Below are 20,245 nucleotides of genomic sequence, written 5' to 3'. Positions count from 1 at the left end.
CCTGATTTATCTTTCATCACTTGTCCCCTTAGGATAACGCTATGCGCCTGGTTCATCGCCTCGGTCAGTATCAACGTTTGTACCACCAGCTAGGCAGCGCGCCGGTGGCGATCACGATCGGTGAATTAGCTGCGATCTTCTATTGTAGCGAGCGGCATGCGCGCACTCTGGTGCAGCAGTTGCAGCAACAGGGTTGGTTAAGTTGGCAATCACAGGCCGGCAGGGGGAAACGCGCGCAGTTGCAATGCCTGAAAACCCCCGATGAACTGCGGACTGCGCATCTCCAACGTTTACTGCAACTGGGCGATCATCAGGGAGCCTTGGAAATGGCGCAGCTGGCGCCACAGCATCTGCAAGAGTTGCTAAGCCCCCACCTCGGCGGCCAATGGCAGGAGGGCAGCCCTACGCTGCGTATCCCTTATTACCGCACATTGGAAAAGCTCGATCCGTTGACGCTAAGCGGCCGTGCGGAACAGCATCTGGTGGCGACCGTTTATGCCGGTTTGACGCGCTTCAATACCGGTTGCCCCGAGCCACAGCCCGATCTGGCCCATCATTGGCAGATTAGCGAAGACGGCCTGCGTTGGCAGTTCTTTCTGCGCAGCCAGCTGCGATGGCATAACGGCGAGGCCTTGACGGGCCAACAGCTATTGCAAACCCTCAACGCCCTGCAACACCATCCGCGCAGTCAGCCATTATTGAGCAGCGTGGCGGCAATCAGCCTGCCGCATGCGCTATGCGTCCAGTTCGATCTGCAAATGCCCGATTATTGGCTGGCTCACCGGCTGGCAGAACTGCCCTGCCTGATGACACATCCAGAGTTACCGAGCCTCGGCGCAGGTCCGTTTAAGCTGGCACTAAACGAGCCGCATATGGTACGGCTGGAACAGCATCCTTACTACCATCTGCAACATCCTTATCTTGAAAGCATCGAATACTGGATCACGCCAGAGCTGCCAACCCGCAGTACCGACACCAGTTGCCAGCACCCGGTACGCATCACCATCGGCCAGCAGGAAGAACTGGCACAGGCGCGGCCGGTACAACGCAGTATGAGCCAAGGGTGGTGCTACCTGGCAATTAACCAGCGCCGTGGCGTACTGAGTGAGGCACAAGGGCAAAAGCTGCTGATGCTGATCCAGCGCTCAGGGCTGCTGGCCAGTTTGCCCATCCAGCAGGGCGTGATCATGCCAAGCCATGAAATGCTGCCGGGCTGGGCGATCCCTGAGCATGATGTCAGACAGGATGTTGAGCTGCCCCCTCGGTTGACGCTGCTGTACCATCCACCGATCGAACTAGAGAGCGTGACTCAGGCTTTGCAACAATTGCTGGCGGAGCATGGCTGCCAATTAGAGGTCCGCTATTATTCCGGCAAACGTTGGCAAAGTACCGAGCAGGTAGCCCAAGCCGATCTGTTGCTGGCCGATAACCTGATTGGTGAAGCTCCGGAAGCGACGTTAGAAAGCTGGCTACGTCGCGATTTGCTGTGGCAAGGGATTTTGCGAGAAGAGGATTGGCAATACCAACAGCGAACCCTGCAACAGATCCAGCAATGCCCAGCACCACTGCAACGCTACAGCCAGCTAAAAGCGTATTATCAACAGTTGATGGGGGCGGCGATCCTCACGCCCCTATTCAATTATCAGTATCAGGTCAGTGCCCCTCCCCGCATACAGGGCGTGATGCTCACCGCCTATGGCTGGTTTGATTTTTGCCAGGCTTGGCTGCCACCACCGCTGGATGATTAGGTTGCCCTACGCTGTGGCGAGCATTTCTGATAGCATCCCGCATGTGTGTTATGAAGCCCAATAGCGCCAGGTTCAGGCCAGTAACGCTTTAGCCTGGGAGTAAAGGGCATAAACCGGCCGCCCGAATGTGCATCGGGAATGGCCCTAGCCAGAAGGTAGATTTATGAAACGCGCAGTCGTCGTTTTTAGCGGTGGACAAGACTCCACGACCTGCTTGATCCAGGCATTGCAACAGTATGATGAAGTTCACTGCATCACGTTCGATTACGGCCAGCGTCACCGCGCCGAAATCGAGGTGGCCCAGGCCCTATGCCAAACCCTGGGAGCCAAGGCGCACAAGGTTTTGGACGTTGGGTTGCTCAATGAGCTGGCCATCAGCAGCCTGACTCGCGATAACATTCCGGTCCCCACCTACGACAGCTCGCAGACCGATGCCTTGCCAAGCACCTTTGTGCCGGGGCGCAACATCCTGTTCCTCACCCTGGCGGCGATTTATGCCTACCAGGTGGAAGCCGAAGCCGTGATCACCGGCGTGTGCGAGACGGATTTCTCGGGCTATCCGGATTGCCGCGACGAGTTTGTTAAGGCTCTGAATCAGGCCATCGTGCTGGGGATCGCCCGTGATATTCGCTTTGAAACTCCACTGATGTGGCTCAACAAGGCTGAGACCTGGGCGCTGGCGGACTATTATCAACAATTGGAACGTGTTCGCCATGAGACGCTCACCTGTTATAACGGCGTTCAAGGCGACGGTTGTGGTGAATGTGCGGCCTGCCACCTGCGCGCCAACGGATTGCAGCAGTATCAACAGGACAAGGTCGGCGTGATGGCCAGCCTGAAGCGGAAAACCGGCTTGGTTTGAACTCGTTTATGGGCGGCGATAGCGTCGCCCAGTCAATCAGGCCTGCTGATCCTTTTGTTGTAGTGCCACCAGGTGTTCACGCAGTGCGCCTTCAATCGGCAGTGCCCGCTGGGTTTTCAAATCGATACAGACAAAGGTCAGCGTCGCGTCGGCGACCACGGTCCCCTCCGGCTCCAGCAATACCTGCTGGCTCAGCACGCCGCTCTTGCCATTGAGTTGCAGCATCTGGCTATCGATGCGTAGCTTATCCCCCAATACGGCAGGCTTACGATAATTGATATTGATGTTCACCACGATAAACGCGATGTTGTTTTGCGTCATCCAGTGGAAAGCATCCAGATCCTCCAGCCATTCCCAGCGCGCCTCCTCCAGAAATTCCAGATACCGGGCATTATTAACGTGTTGATAGACATCAAGATGATAGCCACGAACTTTGATATAAGTCTGCATAGTGAAACGACCGCTCCTGCTCTGGTGATAACAAATTAATACCGGCATACCCGTTCAGTGATATCCCTCCTTGCAGACCGCATGCTGATACCGCAGGGCTTGGCAAAGAGTTTGCGATGGACGACTGGTATGACCTGTAAAATGTAGCAGAGCAGCGCGGCTGCGAGGGCACTTTGCCACGCAGCCGCGAGCGGGATCACATTTTCAGCCGATCACGATTTCTTTCCACCAGGGAGGGGCCGATCCCCGGCACCTCCTGTAGCTGGTCTATTTCGCTAAACGGCCCGTTCTGTTCGCGGTAGCGCACTATGGCCTCTGCCTTTTTCAGCCCTACGCCGTTCAACACGGTGGCTAGCGCCTCTGCATCTGCCTGGTTAATGCTGACCTTGGCTTCACCCTCGCTTTGCGCTTCAAGGCTGACCTTAGGCGACACCACCGCGGCCTGTGGTTGCCCTTGAGAGGGTTTCTCTGCGGCAATGGCCGAGCTCCCTATCAGGCCAAACAACGCCGCCGCCAAGAGTAGCTGGCGAATAACGGTAAAACGGATAATGGCTTTATTTTCGCTAAGTTGCATGCTGTATCCTCCTTGTGTTTGACAGCTTGGATACCTTGCCGCAGCGGCGGAAGATCGGCAAATGGCAGAGTTTAAATGTGGAAAAGGCCGCGAAAGCGGCCTTTGAGTATTGCAAGCTGTTGCAAAGAAATGCGGTGCTTATTCCCGTCCACTGCAGGGAGGAATACGAGCGCAGCATGCTGCGCCCCCTACAAAACCAGAGAGCGGAGATTACGGCTGTTGCTGCTCAGCGGCACCCATTTTGATCTTGGCTTCTTTGCGCAGGTTAGTCAGCAGGGCATCGAAGGTCACGCTAGCGCTTCCTTTCTCCATGTTGCTGACGAAGGTTTTCATTTCGTCTGCTGGCAGAGTGCCTGGCTTAACGCTATCCAGAGCGATCAACACCACGTTCCCTTGAGCATCCTGTGACATGCCGTAAACCACTTTACCGGCTTCCGGGTGCGGCAGTGCGAAAACGGCTTCCACCAGTTGGCTGTCTTCCGGGGCGCGTGCCATTTTCTGTACGCTGCCGAAGCTCAGACCAGCGGCTTTCATCGCCTCATCGCCTTTGCCCTGCTTCAGCTCAACCAGCAGTTTTTCACCCTGCAGCTTGGCTTCTTGCAGTGCCTTGTTGTGTTTGACCATCGCGGTTACGCGATCTTTCACCTTGTCGAAAGGTTCAATCCCTTCCGGCTGATGGGCCACAACGCGAACCACGAATGCACGGTCACCGTCAACGGTGATGACGTCAGAGTTGCTGCCTGGTGCGCCGTTCTCGCCAATCAGCGAACCATCGAAGATGGCCTGCACAACCGGCTTGAAGTTCAACGCAGCAGGTACCGAGTCACGGGTAAACCATTCGGTGTTAGCCGCCTTGATACCCGCAGCTTCTTCCGCTGAGGCCAGGGATTCGTTATCGCTGGTCGCCGCCTCGCTGACTTTCTGCTGCAGCGCATAGTAGGCATCTACCGCTTTTTCCTGCTTGAGCTGCTTGGCGATAGCATCATGCACTTCGCTCAATGGCTTCACCAGCGCTGGCTTGATATCGTCCAGGCGCACGATCAGGTAACCCACTGAAGACTTCACTACGCCAGACAGTTGGCCTTTCTCGGTCAGGTTTGCCTGTTTCAGTTCGTCTGCCGTGGTATCTGGTTCCATCCAGTCCATTTCGCCACCGGTACGGCGCGAGATGATGTCGGTAGATTTCTCTTTCGCCAACGCAGCGAAATCGCCACCGTTTTTCAGCTCTTCCAATACCGCTTTGGCATCCGCTTCAGTTTTCAGCTGGATCACGCTGAATTTTTTGCGTTCCGGCTGGCCAAAGCTGCTCTGGTGCCCATCGTAATAGGCGCTGATATCCGCTTCGGTAACGGTCACAGTATCCTGCAATGCCGCGGCATCCAGCGGGATAAAGCTCACTTTCACCTTCTCTGGCGCGATGAAGCTGTTTTTATTCTGCTCGAAGAAGGCCTTCAGCTCTTCGTCGGTGACGGTTTGCTTGGCCATCATGGCATTGAGATCGATCGTCGCCAGGCGCACTTCGCGCTCTTGCAGGACCAGAGCAACCATAGACTCTGCTTCGCTTGGTGGGACGATATCGGAGCCGCCGAAGCCCTGAATCATCTGCTGGTTGATTAACCGCTGGCGTGTATATTGCGCATATTGATCGGCGCTAAAGCCCGAACGGGTAATCAGGTCGAGATATTTGGCGTTGTCGAATTTGCCGTCCGTCTGGAAATAGCTTTCTTGACGGATGGCCTCTTTCACCTGATCGTCACTGGCGCTCAGGCCCAGCGTCTTCGCGTACTGGTCCAGCAGCGACTTGTCGATCAGTTGAGACAGCACCTGCTGGCGCATCTGCTGCATGTAGCCTTCGTTGCCAGCCATGGCAGAGAAACGGTCACCCAGTTCCTGCTGCATCCGGCTACGTTCACTCTGGAAAGCCTGTTCCAGCTGGGCGCGTTCGATCACCTGGCCATTTACTTTCGCAGCGTAATCGCCGGCACTTCCCTGATAGCTGACTACTCCAGTCAAAAGAAATGACAAGATAATCAGCCCCAGGATGATTTTTAGCACGACGTGGTTAGCAGCCGCGCGTAAATTGTCCATCATAGTGTGACAACACTCCGCTGTGATGTGGATTAACAACCCTTGTGCAGGCGCGTTCCCTGCGACAAAAATAAAAAAAGCGCATCAACCTGATGCGCCTTATATCTTACCTTACCAATACCGCTGCGTCAGGTGATTGTTTACCGGCGACGCGATGCGATTAAACGCCGTAATCAGTTTACTGCGTCTTTCAGGGCTTTCCCTGCACGGAAAGCCGGAACTTTGGCTGCCGCGATTTTAATCTCTTTACCCGTTTGCGGGTTACGGCCGGTACGAGCTGAACGCTCACGCACGGTGAAAGAACCGAAACCAACCAGAGCCACGTCATCCCCTTCTTTCAAGGAATCGGTAACGGAAGCAATAATGGCGTCCAAAGCACGCCCTGCTGCCGCTTTAGAAATATCAGCACCCGCGGCAATTTTGTCGATCAGTTGTGACTTATTCACTCTATCATCCCCTCTAGAATTCAAAACGTCGCACCGAAAAAATCCCTACGGTTACGACAGCGCTGCTGTTATATCAATCCCGTCGTGCCTTGGCAAGCCACCAAACGGCAGCGAAACGCGAGCCGACAGGGATCTAACTTAGCGGCACAAAAAAATACTGGCAAGTCCGAATTGGCTTGCCAGCATGAGTTTTATCAATGGTTTTTGCTATACGTCACTATTTTACCGCTACCGGCTGTGCGCCGAAGGCCGGATTGACCAGTGCGATGTTCAAAACTTCATCGATCCGCTGTACCGGATGGATCTCCAGATCGGCAATGACGTTGTCCGGGATCTCTTCCAAATCGCGCTTGTTCTCGTAAGGGATCAGCACGGTTTTGATACCGCCACGGTGTGCCGCCAGCAGCTTCTCTTTCAGGCCGCCAATCGGCAACACATGACCACGCAAGGTGATCTCGCCGGTCATCGCCACATCGGCGCGCACCGGGTTGCCTGTCAGGCAGGAAACCAGCGCGGTACACATGGCAATACCGGCGCTTGGGCCGTCTTTCGGCGTCGCCCCTTCGGGCACGTGGACGTGGATATCACGTTTTTCATAGAAATCGGCGTTGATGCCCAACTTCTCTGCACGTGCACGTACCACGGTCAACGCGGCCTGGATCGACTCCTGCATCACTTCACCCAAAGAACCGGTGTAGGTCAGCTTGCCTTTGCCCGGTACGCAGGCAGTTTCGATGGTCAGCAGATCGCCGCCCACTTCCGTCCACGCCAGCCCGGTTACCTGGCCTACGCGGTTTTCGGTGTCTGCACGGCCGTAATCAACACGCTGAACGCCCAGATAGTCCTTGAGGTTCTCGCCGTTGATCTCGATGTGTTTGAGCTTCTTGTCCATCAGCAGCGACTTGACCGCTTTACGGCACAGCTTGGAAATTTCACGCTCCAGGCTACGCACCCCGGCTTCACGGGTGTAATAGCGGATGATGCCGATAATGGCACTGTCATCTACCGTCAATTCGCCTTTCTTCAACGCGTTGCGTTCAAGCTGCTTCGGCAACAGGTGCTGTTTGGCGATGTTCAGCTTTTCGTCTTCGGTGTAGCCAGAAAGACGGATCACTTCCATACGGTCCAGCAGCGGTGCCGGGATGTTCATCGAGTTCGAGGTCGCCACGAACATCACGTCGGACAGATCGTAATCCACTTCCAGATAGTGATCGTTAAACGCCACGTTCTGTTCCGGATCCAGCACTTCCAGCAGGGCTGAAGCCGGATCGCCACGCATGTCGGATGACATCTTGTCGATCTCATCGAGCAGGAACAGCGGGTTTTTCACCCCAACCTTGGCCATTTTCTGGATCAGTTTACCCGGCATGGAGCCGATGTAAGTCCGGCGGTGACCGCGAATCTCTGCTTCGTCACGTACGCCGCCCAGCGCCATACGGACATATTGGCGGCCGGTCGCGCGAGCGATCGACTGCCCCAGCGAGGTTTTACCCACGCCAGGAGGCCCTACCAGACACAGGATCGGACCCTTGATTTTGCTGACGCGGCTCTGCACTGCAAGATACTCAAGGATGCGGTCTTTGACCCGCTCCAGGCCGTAGTGATCGGTATCAAGCACTTCCTGCGCCTTGAGCAGGTCTTTTTTCACCTTGCTGCGCGCATTCCACGGCACCTGGATCATCCAGTCGATATAGCCACGCACGACGGTCGCTTCCGCAGACATCGGCGACATCATTTTCAGCTTTTGCAGTTCCGCTTCGGTTTTCTCACGCGCTTCTTTCGGCATTTTGGCCGCTTCGATCTTGCGCTTCAACGCCTCGTGTTCATCCGGCGTGTCGTCCATCTCGCCCAGTTCTTTCTGAATCGCCTTCATCTGCTCATTCAGATAGTACTCGCGCTGGCTCTTTTCCATCTGTTTCTTGACGCGGTTACGGATGCGCTTCTCAACCTGTAGCAGGTCAATTTCCGACTCCATCATCGCCATCAGGTACTCAAGACGCTCGGTGATATCGAACATTTCCAGCACCGACTGCTTGTCGCTGAGCTTCAGCGGCATATGCGCAGCGATGGTATCCGCCAGGCGTGCAGCGTCGTCGATGCTGTTCAATGACGTCAGCACCTCCGGTGGAATTTTTTTGTTCAGCTTGATGTAGCCTTCAAACTGATTGATCGCCGTGCGCACCAGGACTTCCTGCTCACGCTCGTCGATAGCCGGTGATTCAAGATATTCAGCCTGGGCAGCGAAGTGTTCGCCGCTGTCGGAAAGCGTGGTAATACGCGCACGCTGTAAACCTTCGACCAGCACCTTGACCGTGCCGTCCGGCAGTTTCAGCATCTGTAAAATCGATGCAACGGTACCGACCGAGAACAGATCGTTAATGCCAGGTTCATCCGTCGAGGCCTCTTTCTGCGCCACCAGCATGATCTTTTTATCGTGATCCATTGCGGCTTCGAGGCACCGAATCGATTTTTCCCGGCCAACAAACAACGGGATCACCATGTGCGGATAAACCACCACGTCGCGCAATGGCAACACGGGGATTTCAATGCGTTCGGAACGCTCAGGGTTCATAGAGCTCTCTCTTAGTTTAATTTCCGCCAGGATTAGGGGGATCTCATGAGACGCCAGCATCAAACGTTTCACAAAATCTGGATTATGAGTATATGGGGATGAATCTCTGACATTCAACGGTAACAATGTAGAGAAAAAGAAAAGGGGGATAAAATCCCCCTTTTACGATTAACTTTCTGGTTTGACTGGCTAATTATTCGCCAGAAGCCTGCGCTTCCGGTTTGCCGTAAATCAATAACGGCTTGGATTGGCCAGCGATCACCGATTCGTCGATCACCACTTTATCTACGCTTTCAAGCGACGGCAGATCGTACATGGTGTCCAGCAGCGCGCCTTCGACAATCGAACGCAGACCACGGGCACCCGTCTTACGCGTCATGGCCTTCTTGGCGATGGCGTTCAGCGCTTCCTCACGGAATTCCAGATCGACCCCTTCCAGATTGAACAACGCCTGATACTGCTTGGTCAGGGCGTTTTTCGGCTCTTTCAGGATCTGGATCAGTGCCTCTTCGCTCAGTTCGCTGAGGGTGGCAACCACCGGCAGACGACCGATGAATTCCGGGATCAGGCCAAATTTGATCAAGTCTTCCGGCTCTGCCTGCAACAGCAGTTCGCCTTCGGTGGCTTTTTCAGATTCACCCTTCACCGTGGCACCAAAACCGATACCGGAACCGGTGTTAACGCGCTGGCCAATCACCTTATCCAGGCCGGCAAACGCACCGCCACAGATAAACAGGATCTTGGAGGTGTCCACCTGCAGGAATTCCTGCTGCGGATGTTTACGCCCACCCTGTGGTGGAACCGCCGCAATCGTGCCTTCGATCAGCTTCAGCAACGCCTGCTGCACGCCTTCGCCCGAAACGTCACGGGTGATGGACGGGTTGTCTGACTTACGTGAAATCTTGTCAATTTCATCGATATAGACGATGCCGCGTTGGGCTTTCTGCACGTCATAGTCGCATTTCTGCAACAGTTTCTGGATGATGTTTTCCACGTCCTCACCCACGTAACCGGCTTCGGTCAACGTCGTGGCATCGGCCATGGTGAAAGGCACATCCAGGAAACGTGCCAGCGTTTCTGCCAGCAAGGTTTTGCCGCTACCGGTTGGGCCGATCAACAAAATATTGCTTTTGCCCAGTTCGATGCCATTGCTGGTATCGCCGTTACGCAGGCGTTTGTAGTGGTTATAGACCGCCACCGCCAGCACTTTTTTCGCCTGTTCCTGGCCGATAACATAATCGTCCAGGTGGTGACGAATTTCGTGCGGTGTCGGCAATGAATTACGCTCGCGATGCGGCGCAACTTCTTTAATCTCTTCGCGAATAATGTCGTTACACAGATCAACACATTCATCGCAGATATACACTGACGGACCGGCAATCAGCTTACGCACTTCATGCTGGCTTTTGCCGCAGAAAGAGCAGTACAGCAACTTTCCTGAACCGTCTTTGCGCTTATCTGTCATGAGTCAAACCTCTTCTTTTGTCTTTGTCCCGCACCATTACGCGGCGACAATGCGCCCAAACTTTATACCGGGAACGCCGATAACGCTGTTTAAAGCGAGCCAGGCCCGCTCTGAATACTATAGCCTATCGGCCCGCAAGCCGCGCGCTACCTAATAACCCTTCAGGCGGCAGGTACGCTCTACAGCTTGCGGCCCTTGGGTATAGTTTTAGCTGCGGTGCGTCAGAATGCTGTCGACCAGACCGTATTCTACCGATTCTTCCGCCGTCATGAAGCGGTCACGTTCGGTATCACGTTCGATCTGCTCCAGCGATTGGCCGGTATGCTGTGCCATCAGCTCATTCATACGAGCCTTCACCTTCAGGATCTCACGCGCATGGATTTCAATATCCGTTGCCTGGCCCTGGTAGCCGCCCAGCGGCTGGTGGATCATCACTCTGGAGTTTGGCAGGCAGAAACGCTTGCCCTTGGTGCCTGCCGTCAGCAAGAACGACCCCATGGAACACGCCTGCCCCATACAGATGGTGCTGACGTCCGGTTTGATAAACTGCATGGTGTCATAGATTGACATACCCGCCGTGATCACGCCGCCCGGTGAGTTGATATACAGGAAAATATCTTTTTCTGGGCTTTCTGCCTCGAGGAACAACATCTGCGCCACGATCAGATTAGCCATATGATCTTCAACCTGGCCGGTCAGGAAGATAATGCGCTCTTTCAGCAGGCGGGAATAAATATCGTAAGAACGCTCCCCGCGCGAAGTCTGCTCTACCACCATCGGCACCAGTGCCATGTTAGGTGCAAATTGGTCTCGTTCGCCACTGTATGACATTACCGTCTCCTAATAGAAATTGCCTTGGCGCCATTGTCTGTCGATTCTACTTGAGAACGGCCATCATGACTACGTTCAAGCCATCGACAGGCTCCACACTGATTTGACGGCGCTATCATTCCGCCAGGCGGATAAAGCGGCCCATACTGTTGTAGGAATTGGGGGGTCACAGAGCGAATTTCAAGCCCGGTGAACAATTTCACCAACATCCCTGTGTGGCAGGCAAGGTCACAACCACTGGCCTTCCGCTACCGCCACTCATCCTCGTCCCAATAAATATAGTGCATATTGCCACAGTTAAGCCGAGATTAATCAGTCACGTGGCAAAAGAAAAGCCCGTAACCAAAGTTACGGGCCTTGTAAGGAACTCCCTGCTACGGCAATGGACCTGCCATCAGGCCGTTCCTGGCATCAACCAGCATTAAGCTTGTTGAGTCTGGTTCATCAGCTCGCTGAAGGTAGTGGCTTTTTCAGTCACTTTCGCTTTAGCCAGCAGGGCTTCTACCGCTTGTTCTTCCAGAGCAACGTTACGCATGTTGTTCATCAGCTCTTTGTTTTTGCTGTAGAACTCAACAACTTCGCTCGGATCTTCGTAGGCGGAAGCCATTTCTTCGATCAGGGTCTTAACGCGCTCTTCATCGGCTTTCAGATCGTTGGTGCTGATCACTTCGCCCAACAGCAGGCCGACCACAACGCGACGTTTGGCTTGCTCTTCGAACAGTTCGCGTGGCAGTTCCAACGCTTGCTTCTCGTTGCCACCAAAACGCTGTGCAGCCTGACGACGCAGAACGTCGACTTCGCCGTCGATCAGTGCCGCTGGCACGTCGATTTCGTTAGCGTTGACCAGACCGTCGATAGCCTGAGTCTTGATGCGGTTACGCACGGCGCCTTTCAGTTCGCGCTCCATGTTTTTACGCACTTCGGTACGCAGACCGGCGAGAGAACCATCAGCCACGCCGAAACGCTTGATGAACTCTTCAGTCAGTTCTGGCAGCTCGCGCTGTTCAACTTTCTTCAGCACGATAGCGAACTTGGCCGCTTTCCCTTTCAGGTTTTCTGCGTGGTAATCTTCTGGGAAGTTGACGTCGATGGTGAACTCTTCACCGGCTTTATGACCCACCAGACCTTCTTCGAAGCCTGGGATCATGCGGCCCTGGCCCATAGCCAGAACGAAATCGGCAGCTTTACCGCCTTCAAACTCTTCACCGTCGATAGAGCCGGTGAAGTCAACGGTCACGCGGTCTTCAGCAGTGGCTGCGCCGTCGGTGTCTTTCCAGGTCGCCTGCTGCTTACGCAGAGTTTCCAGCATGGTATCAACATCCGCGTCGTTAACTTCAACTACAGGTTTTTCAACCTCGATGCTTTCCAGGCCTTTCAGCTCAACTTCTGGATAGACTTCGAATTCCACGGTGAAAGCGAAATCTTCGCCTTCTTTATACTCGCCCGGTACGTAGTTTGGTGCACCGGCCGGGTTGATTTTCTCTTTGATGATCGCGTCAACAAAGTTGCGCTGCATCAGATCGCCCAGCACGTCCTGACGGACGGAGGCGCCATAACGCTGTTCGACGATGTTCATTGGCACTTTGCCTTTACGGAAACCGTCGATACGTACGCTTTTAGCTGCGTTGATCAGCTCTTTCTTTACTGCCTGATTGATAACATCAGCGGGTACAGTAATAGAGAGACGGCGCCCAAGGCCTTGAGTGGTTTCTACTGAAACTTGCATCTTGTTACCTCAAAAAAATCACAGTGCTCGGTCAACTCCGTTCCAAGAACCAGGACGGCTACATTAAAAACCGAGTTCCCTGATGTCGAGAGCGTTCCGAAACCATTCCGGAAAAAATAGACGCGACATTATAGCGGCGCAAGCGTAGCTAGTCGAGGATGGCAAGGCAGCACTGGCGCGTTAAAAATCACACTTTTGCCGATTTTTCGCCCAAACACCTTGATGCCATGGCCATCAGAGCTGCAAACGCCTTCGGCTTTGTCGTCGTCAAAAACAGCAACGGCCCGCAGGCCGTTGCAAAATTCGTCAGTAGTAATACCTTAAATACGGGTAAAAGTTCCACTGATACCGTAAATTTTAGGTATTAAGCCAGTGTGCCCGCCCCACGACAAGGTGGTGAAGCCGGAACGGTATCCTGCAGCCCTTCCCACTCTTTCAAGGTATAGGTATGCAATGCCAGCGCGTGTACGCCGTTTTCCAGTTCCTCCGCCAACACGCCATAAATGGAGCGATGGCGGGTCAGGAACCGTTCGCCGACAAAGCGGTCGCTCACCAACACCACTTTGAAATGACTTTCGGATCCAGCGGGAACATTATGCCGATAGCTCTCATCAGTCACTTCCAGATACGCGGGTTCAAACGCCGCCCTTAACTTTGCTTCTATTTGCTCGCGGATCATAGGATCTCCTTACAACACCGGCAGGCTACCAGGTTCTACTTTAATATTAGTCGGTTTTGCCCCCTGCAGAACATGGCTATCGTAAATCCCACCGCTCTTTGCTGTAAAAAGCATCAACAAAAGCGGCTCAGTTGAGGTTTATCCGATTGAGCCTCGCAAAAAAGCCTGTTTTTATTCTGGTTGAGGAAAAATTTACGTCACGGCCACCTTCAACACTTCCCCCCGTTGTTGGCAATGCTATGATGGCGGCAATTTATCGTTGACTCTAGCGCTTTGATTATCAAGCACCCACAACCCTGCCCGCGGGCTTGAACAGCACCGGGTATAAAACCACGATTGATGAGACAGTCATAATGTTAAAAAAACTTTGTCTTCCGCTGCTGGCTGCACTGCTGTTGGCTGGCTGTGCTACCAGCACCAATACCCTGAACGTAACCCCGAAGATCGTGTTGCCACAGCAGGACCCAACCCTGCAAGGGATCACCATCAGCATTAACGGTGCCGATCAACGCCCAGACCAGGCGCTGGCCAAAGTGAACCGTGACGGCCAACTGATCACCCTGACCCCATCGCGCGATCTGCGCTTCCTGCTACAAGAAGTGCTGGAAAAGCAAATGGGCGCGCGTGGCTATATGATTGGGCCATCAGGTGCGGTTGATTTGCAGATCGTGGTGAATACGCTGTTTGCCGACGTTTCCCAAGGCAACCTGCGCTACAACATCACCACCAAAGCGGATATTTCAATCATCGCGCAGGCCAAAAACGGCAACAAGCAGGTGAAGAACTACCGTTCTACCTATAACGTGCAGGGTGCCTTCACCGCCAGCAATGAAAAAATCACCGATGCGGTCAACACCGTGCTGGGTGACGTCATCGCCGATATGGCTCAAGACACCAGCGTCAACGACTTTATCAAGCAAAACGCACGTTAATCAGGCAATGCGTTGCCTGTACTTCCGGGCAACGCAGACCAGGATCTCATGTCGAAACAGTATCTGAATATTTTTACCCAGCGTAACTCCGTCATCCTGTTGGTGTTGGGCTTTGCCTCGGGGCTTCCGCTGGCATTGACCTCCGGCACGCTGCAAGCCTGGATGACCGTCGAAGGCCTAGATCTGAAAACCATTGGTATCTTCTCACTGGTAGGTCAGGCCTACGTGTTCAAGTTCCTCTGGTCTCCGTTTATGGATCGCTACACTCCCCCGTTCCTTGGGCGGCGGCGTGGCTGGCTGTTGATCAGCCAGTTGCTGCTGGTAGTGGCCATCGTGGCGATGGGGTTTATGAATCCGTCACAGCACCTGTGGTGGCTGGCCACGCTGGCGGTGGTGGTGGCATTCTGTTCTGCCTCACAGGATATTGTTTTTGACGCCTACAAAACCGATCTGCTGGCGGCCGAAGAACGTGGTGCCGGGGCCGCAGTCTCGGTACTGGGTTATCGCCTGGCAATGCTGGTTTCCGGCGGGCTGGCCCTGTGGCTGGCCGATCGCTATTTCGGCTGGCAGGCGACTTACTGGTTAATGGCCGGGCTGATGCTAATTGGCGTAGCCGCTACGCTGATGGCACCAGAACCGGACGACAGCATTCCTGCACCGCGCACCCTCGAGATGGCAGTAGTCGCTCCGCTGCGTGACTTCTTCGCCCGTAACAATGCCTGGCTGATCCTGTTGCTGATCGTGATGTATAAGATGGGTGACGCCTTTGCCGGGAGTTTGAGTACCACCTTTCTGATCCGCGGCGTCGGCTTCGATGCCGGCGAGGTCGGCCTGGTGAACAAAACGCTCGGTCTGTTTGCCACCATCATCGGGGCCCTGTTCGGCGGCGTCTTGATGCAGCGTCTCAGCCTGTTCCGGGCGCTGATGCTGTTCGGCATTTTGCAGGCAGTGTCCAACATCGGTTACTGGCTGTTGGCGATCACCGCTAAAAACATCCTGACGATGGGCAGCGCCATTTTCCTGGAAAACCTGTGTGGCGGTATGGGCACGGCAGCCTTTGTCGCCCTGCTGATGACCCTGTGCAACAAATCCTTTTCCGCCACCCAGTTTGCCCTGCTCTCGGCGCTCTCCGCCGTTGGCCGTGTTTACGTCGGGCCGATTGCCGGTTGGTTCGTGACCGCCCATGGCTGGCCACTGTTTTATCTGTTCTCCATCGCGGCTGCGGTTCCAGGCCTGTTGCTGCTGTTAATCTGCCGCCAGACATTGGAGTACACGCAACGTACCGACAACTTCATGCCACGCACTGAGTTTCGTGCCGCCTACCGCTGGGCATTGCGTCTGTTGGGCATCGGCTGCTCGCTGCTAGGCGTATGGCTGCTGTTGCTGATCGCCAACGCGCTGAATTGGACCAACTGGCCCGACCTCGCCGTGCAGCTCCTGCAAACCGGTGCCATGCTGAGCCTGGTGGGGATTATCATGGGCAGCCTGTTGGACTACCTGGCGTTGCGCCGAACGCAATTAGCGTGATTTTTTTGTTGGCCGATAAAATTCGGCCAACAAAAAAGCATCAGAAAAGCGAATTTATTTCGTTAAAAATTTAATATTTTCGCCAAAGCTATTTTTTTACCCGAGTAAAACGCTCGGAAATAGATTTTAATTCACCTCAACAAAACAAAAATTTTACATTAAATAAACCTTTTTGCGCCTATTCAAACATCGCCACCGCTGACGCCATATCCTGACATACCCTTGGTTTTCCATGACATAGCATCCCCCCGGAACGATTCAGCTCGCCAACACGTTGTTGCCATTAGTAAATTGTCACCTTACGTTACATGTGTGACCCCCTTAACAGAAAGTGTCAACAAGCCGCTGACACTCTCTTAAGTATGTTTACAGTACTGCAACCTTCCCGTAAAATGCCCGCACACATGAAACGACAATATAGAGCCTTGGTAATTGGGGTCGTTAGATGAGACTTAAGAAATACAATAAAAGTATTGGGATGTTATCCTTAATTGTCGCCACCGTTCTGCTAAGCGGTTGCGATATGGTGTTGATGGATCCCAAAGGAGCAATAGGTGTTGAGCAACGAAGACTGATCCTCACGGCAATCGGCTTGATGCTGATCGTTGTGGTGCCAGTGATCTTCATGGCATTTGCCTTTGCCTGGAAGTATCGTGCTTCCAACAAGAGCGCCAAGTACAGTCCGAATTGGTCACACTCCAACAAGATTGAAGCGGTCGTCTGGACCATTCCAATCATTATCATCGCCATCCTTGGCACCATAACCTGGAAAACAACCCACGCGCTGGATCCATTCAGGCCGATTGTCGCCGACAAAAAGCCAATGACCATCGAAGTGGTATCGTTAGACTGGAAATGGCTGTTCATCTACCCAGAGCAGGGGATCGCGACCGTTAATGAGCTGGCTTTCCCGAAAGATGTTCCCGTCGAATTCAAAGTCACCTCTAACTCGGTAATGAACTCGTTCTTTATTCCTCAGTTAGGTGGGCAGATTTATGCGATGGCCGGGATGCAGACCAAACTGCACCTGATCGGCAACGAAGCAGGCAAATACGATGGTATTTCCAGCAGCTTCAGTGGCCGTGGGTTCTCCGGCATGAAATTCACCGCCATTGTCACCCCGACCGAAGGCGACTTCGATCAGTGGGTAGCCAAGGTGAAAGAATCGTCTAATACCCTTAACGCCACCAGCGATTTTAACAAACTGGCAGAGCCGAGTGAAAACAACCCGGTTGAGTACTTCTCCAGTGTCAAACCGAATTTGTTCAAAGAGACAATTGGCAAATTCATGGGTGATATGCACATGCACAAAGGCGCAGAAGCTTCCGCGCATCAGGGCATGGACATGAGCCAGGGTATGGACATGAGTGAACATGCTCACGCCGGAGCCGAGGAATAATCTGATGTTGGGAAAATTAACACTTGATGCGGTTCCGTTGCATGAACCGATCATCATGGTCACCGTTGCTGCAATCATCGTTGGCGGGCTGGCCCTGCTGGCGCTGATCACGTATTTCGGCAAATGGAAGTGGCTGTGGAGCGAATGGCTGACTTCGGTCGACCATAAAAAAATCGGTATCATGTACATCATCGTGGCTATGGTTATGCTGCTGCGTGGTTTTGCTGATGCCATCATGATGCGTAGCCAGCAGGCGCTCGCGTCTGCCGGTGAGGCCGGATTCCTGCCGCCGCACCACTACGACCAGATCTTTACCGCGCACGGCGTCATCATGATCTTCTTCATGGCGATGCCTTTCGTGGTGGGTCTGATGAACGTGGTAGTGCCGTTGCAAATCGGTGCGCGCGACGTTGCCTTCCCGTTCCTGAACTCCCTGAGCTTCTGGTTCTTCGTGGTCGGCGTGGTCTTGATCAACATCTCGCTGGGTGTTGGTGAATTCGCGCAGACCGGCTGGTTGGCCTATCCACCGTTGTCGGGTAAGGAATACAGCCCTGGCGTCGGGGTCGATTACTGGATCTGGAGTCTGCAGATTTCCGGTCTGGGTACCCTGTTGACCGGTGTGAACTTCTTCGCCACCATCCTGAAGATGCGTGCCCCTGGCATGCCGATGATGAAGATGCCTGTATTCACCTGGGCAGCACTTTGTACCAACGTGCTGATCATTGTCTCCTTCCCAATTCTGACTGTCACCGTCGCGTTGCTGACCCTGGATCGCTATCTGGGCACCCATTTCTTTACCAATGATATGGGCGGCAACATGATGATGTACATCAACCTGATTTGGGCCTGGGGTCACCCAGAGGTGTATATCCTGGTTCTGCCAGTGTTCGGTGTGTTCTCTGAAGTTACCGCCACCTTCTCGAAGAAACGCCTGTTCGGCTATACCTCACTGGTATGGGCAACCATCGCGATCACCGTCCTGTCGTTTATCGTTTGGCTGCACCACTTCTTTACCATGGGGTCAGGCGCCAACGTTAACGCCTTCTTCGGGATTGCCACGATGATCATTTCCATCCCGACCGGGGTGAAAATCTTCAACTGGCTGTTCACCATGTACCAGGGCCGTATTCAGCTTAACTCCGCGATGCTGTGGACCGTGGGCTTCATCATCACCTTCTCCATCGGTGGGATGACCGGCGTGCTGCTGGCGGTACCGGGTGCCAACTTCGTGCTGCACAACAGCCTGTTCCTGATTGCCCACTTCCATAACGTCATTATCGGTGGTGTGGTGTTCGGTTGCTTCGCTGGCCTGACCTACTGGTTCCCTAAATCCTTCGGCTTCCGTCTGAATGAGACCTGGGGTATCCGCGCATTCTGGTTCTGGATCATCGGTTTCTTCGTCGCCTTTATGCCGCTGTACGCACTGGGCTTCATGGGGATGACTCGCCGTATCAGCCAGAATATCAATCCTGAGTTCCACCCTCTGCTGCTGGTTGCGGCTGGCGGTGCAGCGCTGATTGCCTGCGGTATTCTGTGCCAAGTGATCCAGGTTTACGTCAGTATCCGCGACCGCGAGCAAAACCGCGATCTGACCGGTGACCCGTGGGGTGCACGTACGCTGGAGTGGTCAACCTCTTCACCACCTCCGTTCTATAACTTCGCCGTAGTGCCAGAAATTCACGATCGTGATGCGTTCTGGGACATGAAAGAAAAAGGCGAAGCCTATAAGAAACCCGCGAAGTACGAGCCGATTCATATGCCGAAGAATACCGGCGCCGGTGTGATTATTGCTGGCTTCAGCCTGGTATTTGGTTTCGCGATGATCTGGGATATCTGGTGGATGGCGATTGCTGGCTTCGTCGGCATGATCGTGACCTGGATCGTCAAGAGCTTCGATGAAGATGTTGATTACTATGTGCCGGTTGATGAGATCGAGCGCATTGAAAACCAACACTATGAACAAATCAGCAAAGCAGGCGTGAAACATGTCAACTGATACTCTGACCAACCATAGCGCAGCCCATGTCGAGCATGGGCACCACGATGCAGGAGAAACCAAGGTCTTCGGATTCTGGGTTTACCTGATGAGCGACTGTATTTTGTTTGCGAGCTTGTTCGCAACCTATGCAGTACTGGTGAACGGGACCGCTGGCGGTCCCACTGGGAAAGATATCTTCGACCTGAATTTTGTACTGGTTGAAACTTTCCTCCTGCTGTTCAGCTCCATCACCTACGGTATGGCGATGATCGGCATGAACAAGGGCAAGGTCAGCAGCGTTAACACCTGGCTGTTCCTGACCTTCCTGTTTGGCCTCGGCTTCGTGGCGATGGAGATCTATGAATTCCATCACCTGATCGCCGAAGGTTACGGCCCAGACCGCAGTGCGTTCCTCTCCAGCTTCTTTGCGCTGGTAGGTACTCACGGTCTGCACGTAACCACCGGCCTGATCTGGATCATCATCATGATGATTCAGGTGAGCAAGCGTGGCCTGAACCCAACCAATAAAACCCGTCTGATGTGTCTGAGCCTGTTCTGGCACTTCCTGGACGTGGTCTGGATCTGCGTATTTACCGTTGTCTACCTGCTGGGGGTAATGTAAATGAGCCATTCATCCCATGATACCTCTCACGGCGGCGCAAGCCACGGTAGCGTGAAGTCATATCTGACCGGCTTTATCCTGTCGGTCATCCTGACGGTAATTCCATTTGCGATGGTGATGAGCGGCAGCGCCTCTCACTCCACCATCCTGGCGGTTGTGGTCGGCATGGCGGTTATCCAGGTGATCGTTCACCTGGTTTACTTCCTGCATATGAACACCTCATCGGAAGAGCGCTGGAACCTGGTGGCATTGCTGTTCACCGTTATGATCATCGGTATCGTTGTTGTGGGTTCACTCTGGATTATGTACAACCTCAACATCAACATGATGGTCGATTAAGAGCAGA

17 protein-coding genes are annotated in these 20,245 nt (G+C 53.8%); 8 read left to right on the top strand and 9 right to left on the bottom strand.

The annotated features are described in order from the left end of the window. Window positions 1–41: 41 nt before the first annotated feature. Both KGP21_RS07215 and queC read left to right on the top strand, forming a co-directional pair. Window positions 42–1,748 carry an SgrR family transcriptional regulator gene (locus KGP21_RS07215; protein ID WP_115158620.1) on the top strand — a complete coding sequence of 569 codons (1,707 nt, stop codon included), beginning with the start codon at window positions 42–44 and terminating at the stop codon, window positions 1,746–1,748. Between the two features lie 163 nt (window positions 1,749–1,911). Further along, window positions 1,912–2,610, top strand: a complete 699-nt coding sequence (gene queC, locus KGP21_RS07210; protein WP_021805478.1) for a 7-cyano-7-deazaguanine synthase QueC — start codon at window positions 1,912–1,914, stop codon at window positions 2,608–2,610. A gap of 36 nt (window positions 2,611–2,646) precedes the next feature. Here the strand turns inward: queC and KGP21_RS07205 are convergent, their stop codons facing one another. From KGP21_RS07205 to bolA, 9 genes are all read right to left on the bottom strand, one after another. Continuing rightward, entirely contained in the window at window positions 2,647–3,060 is a 414-nt protein-coding gene (locus KGP21_RS07205) for a thioesterase family protein (RefSeq protein ID WP_039995774.1), read from the bottom strand. Between the two features lie 196 nt (window positions 3,061–3,256). Continuing rightward, entirely contained in the window at window positions 3,257–3,634 is a 378-nt protein-coding gene (locus tag KGP21_RS07200) for a ComEA family DNA-binding protein (protein WP_115158619.1), read from the bottom strand. 210 nt (window positions 3,635–3,844) lie between these two features. Then, window positions 3,845–5,725, bottom strand: coding sequence for a peptidylprolyl isomerase (ppiD, locus tag KGP21_RS07195; RefSeq protein ID WP_179252237.1), 1,881 nt, complete (start codon window positions 5,723–5,725; stop codon window positions 3,845–3,847). Window positions 5,726–5,895: 170 nt separating this feature from the next. Beyond that, on the bottom strand, window positions 5,896–6,168 hold the full coding sequence (gene hupB, locus KGP21_RS07190) for a nucleoid-associated protein HU-beta (protein ID WP_004954599.1): 273 nt from the start codon (window positions 6,166–6,168) through the stop codon (window positions 5,896–5,898). Between the two features lie 217 nt (window positions 6,169–6,385). Further along, entirely contained in the window at window positions 6,386–8,740 is a 2,355-nt protein-coding gene (gene lon, locus KGP21_RS07185; RefSeq protein WP_021805482.1) for an endopeptidase La, read from the bottom strand. Between the two features lie 193 nt (window positions 8,741–8,933). Next, window positions 8,934–10,205 (bottom strand): ATP-dependent protease ATP-binding subunit ClpX, encoded by a 1,272-nt coding sequence (gene clpX / locus KGP21_RS07180; RefSeq protein WP_021180166.1) that lies wholly within the window; start codon window positions 10,203–10,205, stop codon window positions 8,934–8,936. Window positions 10,206–10,412: 207 nt separating this feature from the next. Next, a complete protein-coding gene (clpP, locus tag KGP21_RS07175; protein WP_021180167.1) occupies window positions 10,413–11,036 on the bottom strand; it encodes an ATP-dependent Clp endopeptidase proteolytic subunit ClpP in 624 nt (207 codons plus the stop codon). A 421-nt stretch (window positions 11,037–11,457) separates the two neighbouring features. Continuing rightward, complete coding sequence (gene tig / locus KGP21_RS07170) at window positions 11,458–12,762, bottom strand: trigger factor (protein WP_021805483.1); 1,305 nt, start codon at window positions 12,760–12,762, stop codon at window positions 11,458–11,460. A gap of 364 nt (window positions 12,763–13,126) precedes the next feature. Beyond that, window positions 13,127–13,441, bottom strand: a complete 315-nt coding sequence (gene bolA, locus KGP21_RS07165; RefSeq protein WP_021805484.1) for a transcriptional regulator BolA — start codon at window positions 13,439–13,441, stop codon at window positions 13,127–13,129. Between the two features lie 353 nt (window positions 13,442–13,794). Between bolA and KGP21_RS07160 the strand changes: the two genes are divergently transcribed. The 6 genes from KGP21_RS07160 (at window position 13,795) to KGP21_RS07135 (ending at window position 20,238) form a co-directional block, all read left to right on the top strand. Beyond that, the gene (locus KGP21_RS07160) at window positions 13,795–14,373 is read left to right on the top strand and encodes a lipoprotein (RefSeq protein ID WP_021180171.1); all 579 of its coding nucleotides are present in this window, start codon (window positions 13,795–13,797) and stop codon (window positions 14,371–14,373) included. 48 nt (window positions 14,374–14,421) lie between these two features. Further along, window positions 14,422–15,900, top strand: a complete 1,479-nt coding sequence (ampG, locus tag KGP21_RS07155; protein ID WP_115158615.1) for a muropeptide MFS transporter AmpG — start codon at window positions 14,422–14,424, stop codon at window positions 15,898–15,900. Window positions 15,901–16,345: 445 nt separating this feature from the next. After that, window positions 16,346–17,299 carry a cytochrome o ubiquinol oxidase subunit II gene (cyoA, locus tag KGP21_RS07150; RefSeq protein ID WP_037375261.1) on the top strand — a complete coding sequence of 318 codons (954 nt, stop codon included), beginning with the start codon at window positions 16,346–16,348 and terminating at the stop codon, window positions 17,297–17,299. 4 nt (window positions 17,300–17,303) lie between these two features. Beyond that, on the top strand, window positions 17,304–19,295 hold the full coding sequence (gene cyoB / locus KGP21_RS07145) for a cytochrome o ubiquinol oxidase subunit I (protein WP_021180174.1): 1,992 nt from the start codon (window positions 17,304–17,306) through the stop codon (window positions 19,293–19,295). Beyond that, window positions 19,285–19,899 (top strand): cytochrome o ubiquinol oxidase subunit III, encoded by a 615-nt coding sequence (locus KGP21_RS07140; RefSeq protein ID WP_021805486.1) that lies wholly within the window; start codon window positions 19,285–19,287, stop codon window positions 19,897–19,899. Before cyoB ends, KGP21_RS07140 begins: the two co-directional genes overlap by 11 nt. Beyond that, complete coding sequence (locus KGP21_RS07135; protein ID WP_021180176.1) at window positions 19,900–20,238, top strand: cytochrome o ubiquinol oxidase subunit IV; 339 nt, start codon at window positions 19,900–19,902, stop codon at window positions 20,236–20,238. Window positions 20,239–20,245: the final 7 nt, after the last annotated feature.

The sequence above is a fragment of the Serratia sp. JSRIV004 genome (assembly GCF_019968705.1).
In the GTDB taxonomy this organism is placed as follows: Bacteria; Pseudomonadota; Gammaproteobacteria; order Enterobacterales; family Enterobacteriaceae; genus Chania; species Chania fonticola_B.
The sequence above is the reverse complement of the archived record's forward strand: the minus strand, read 5'-3'. Positions and strand labels throughout refer to the sequence as shown.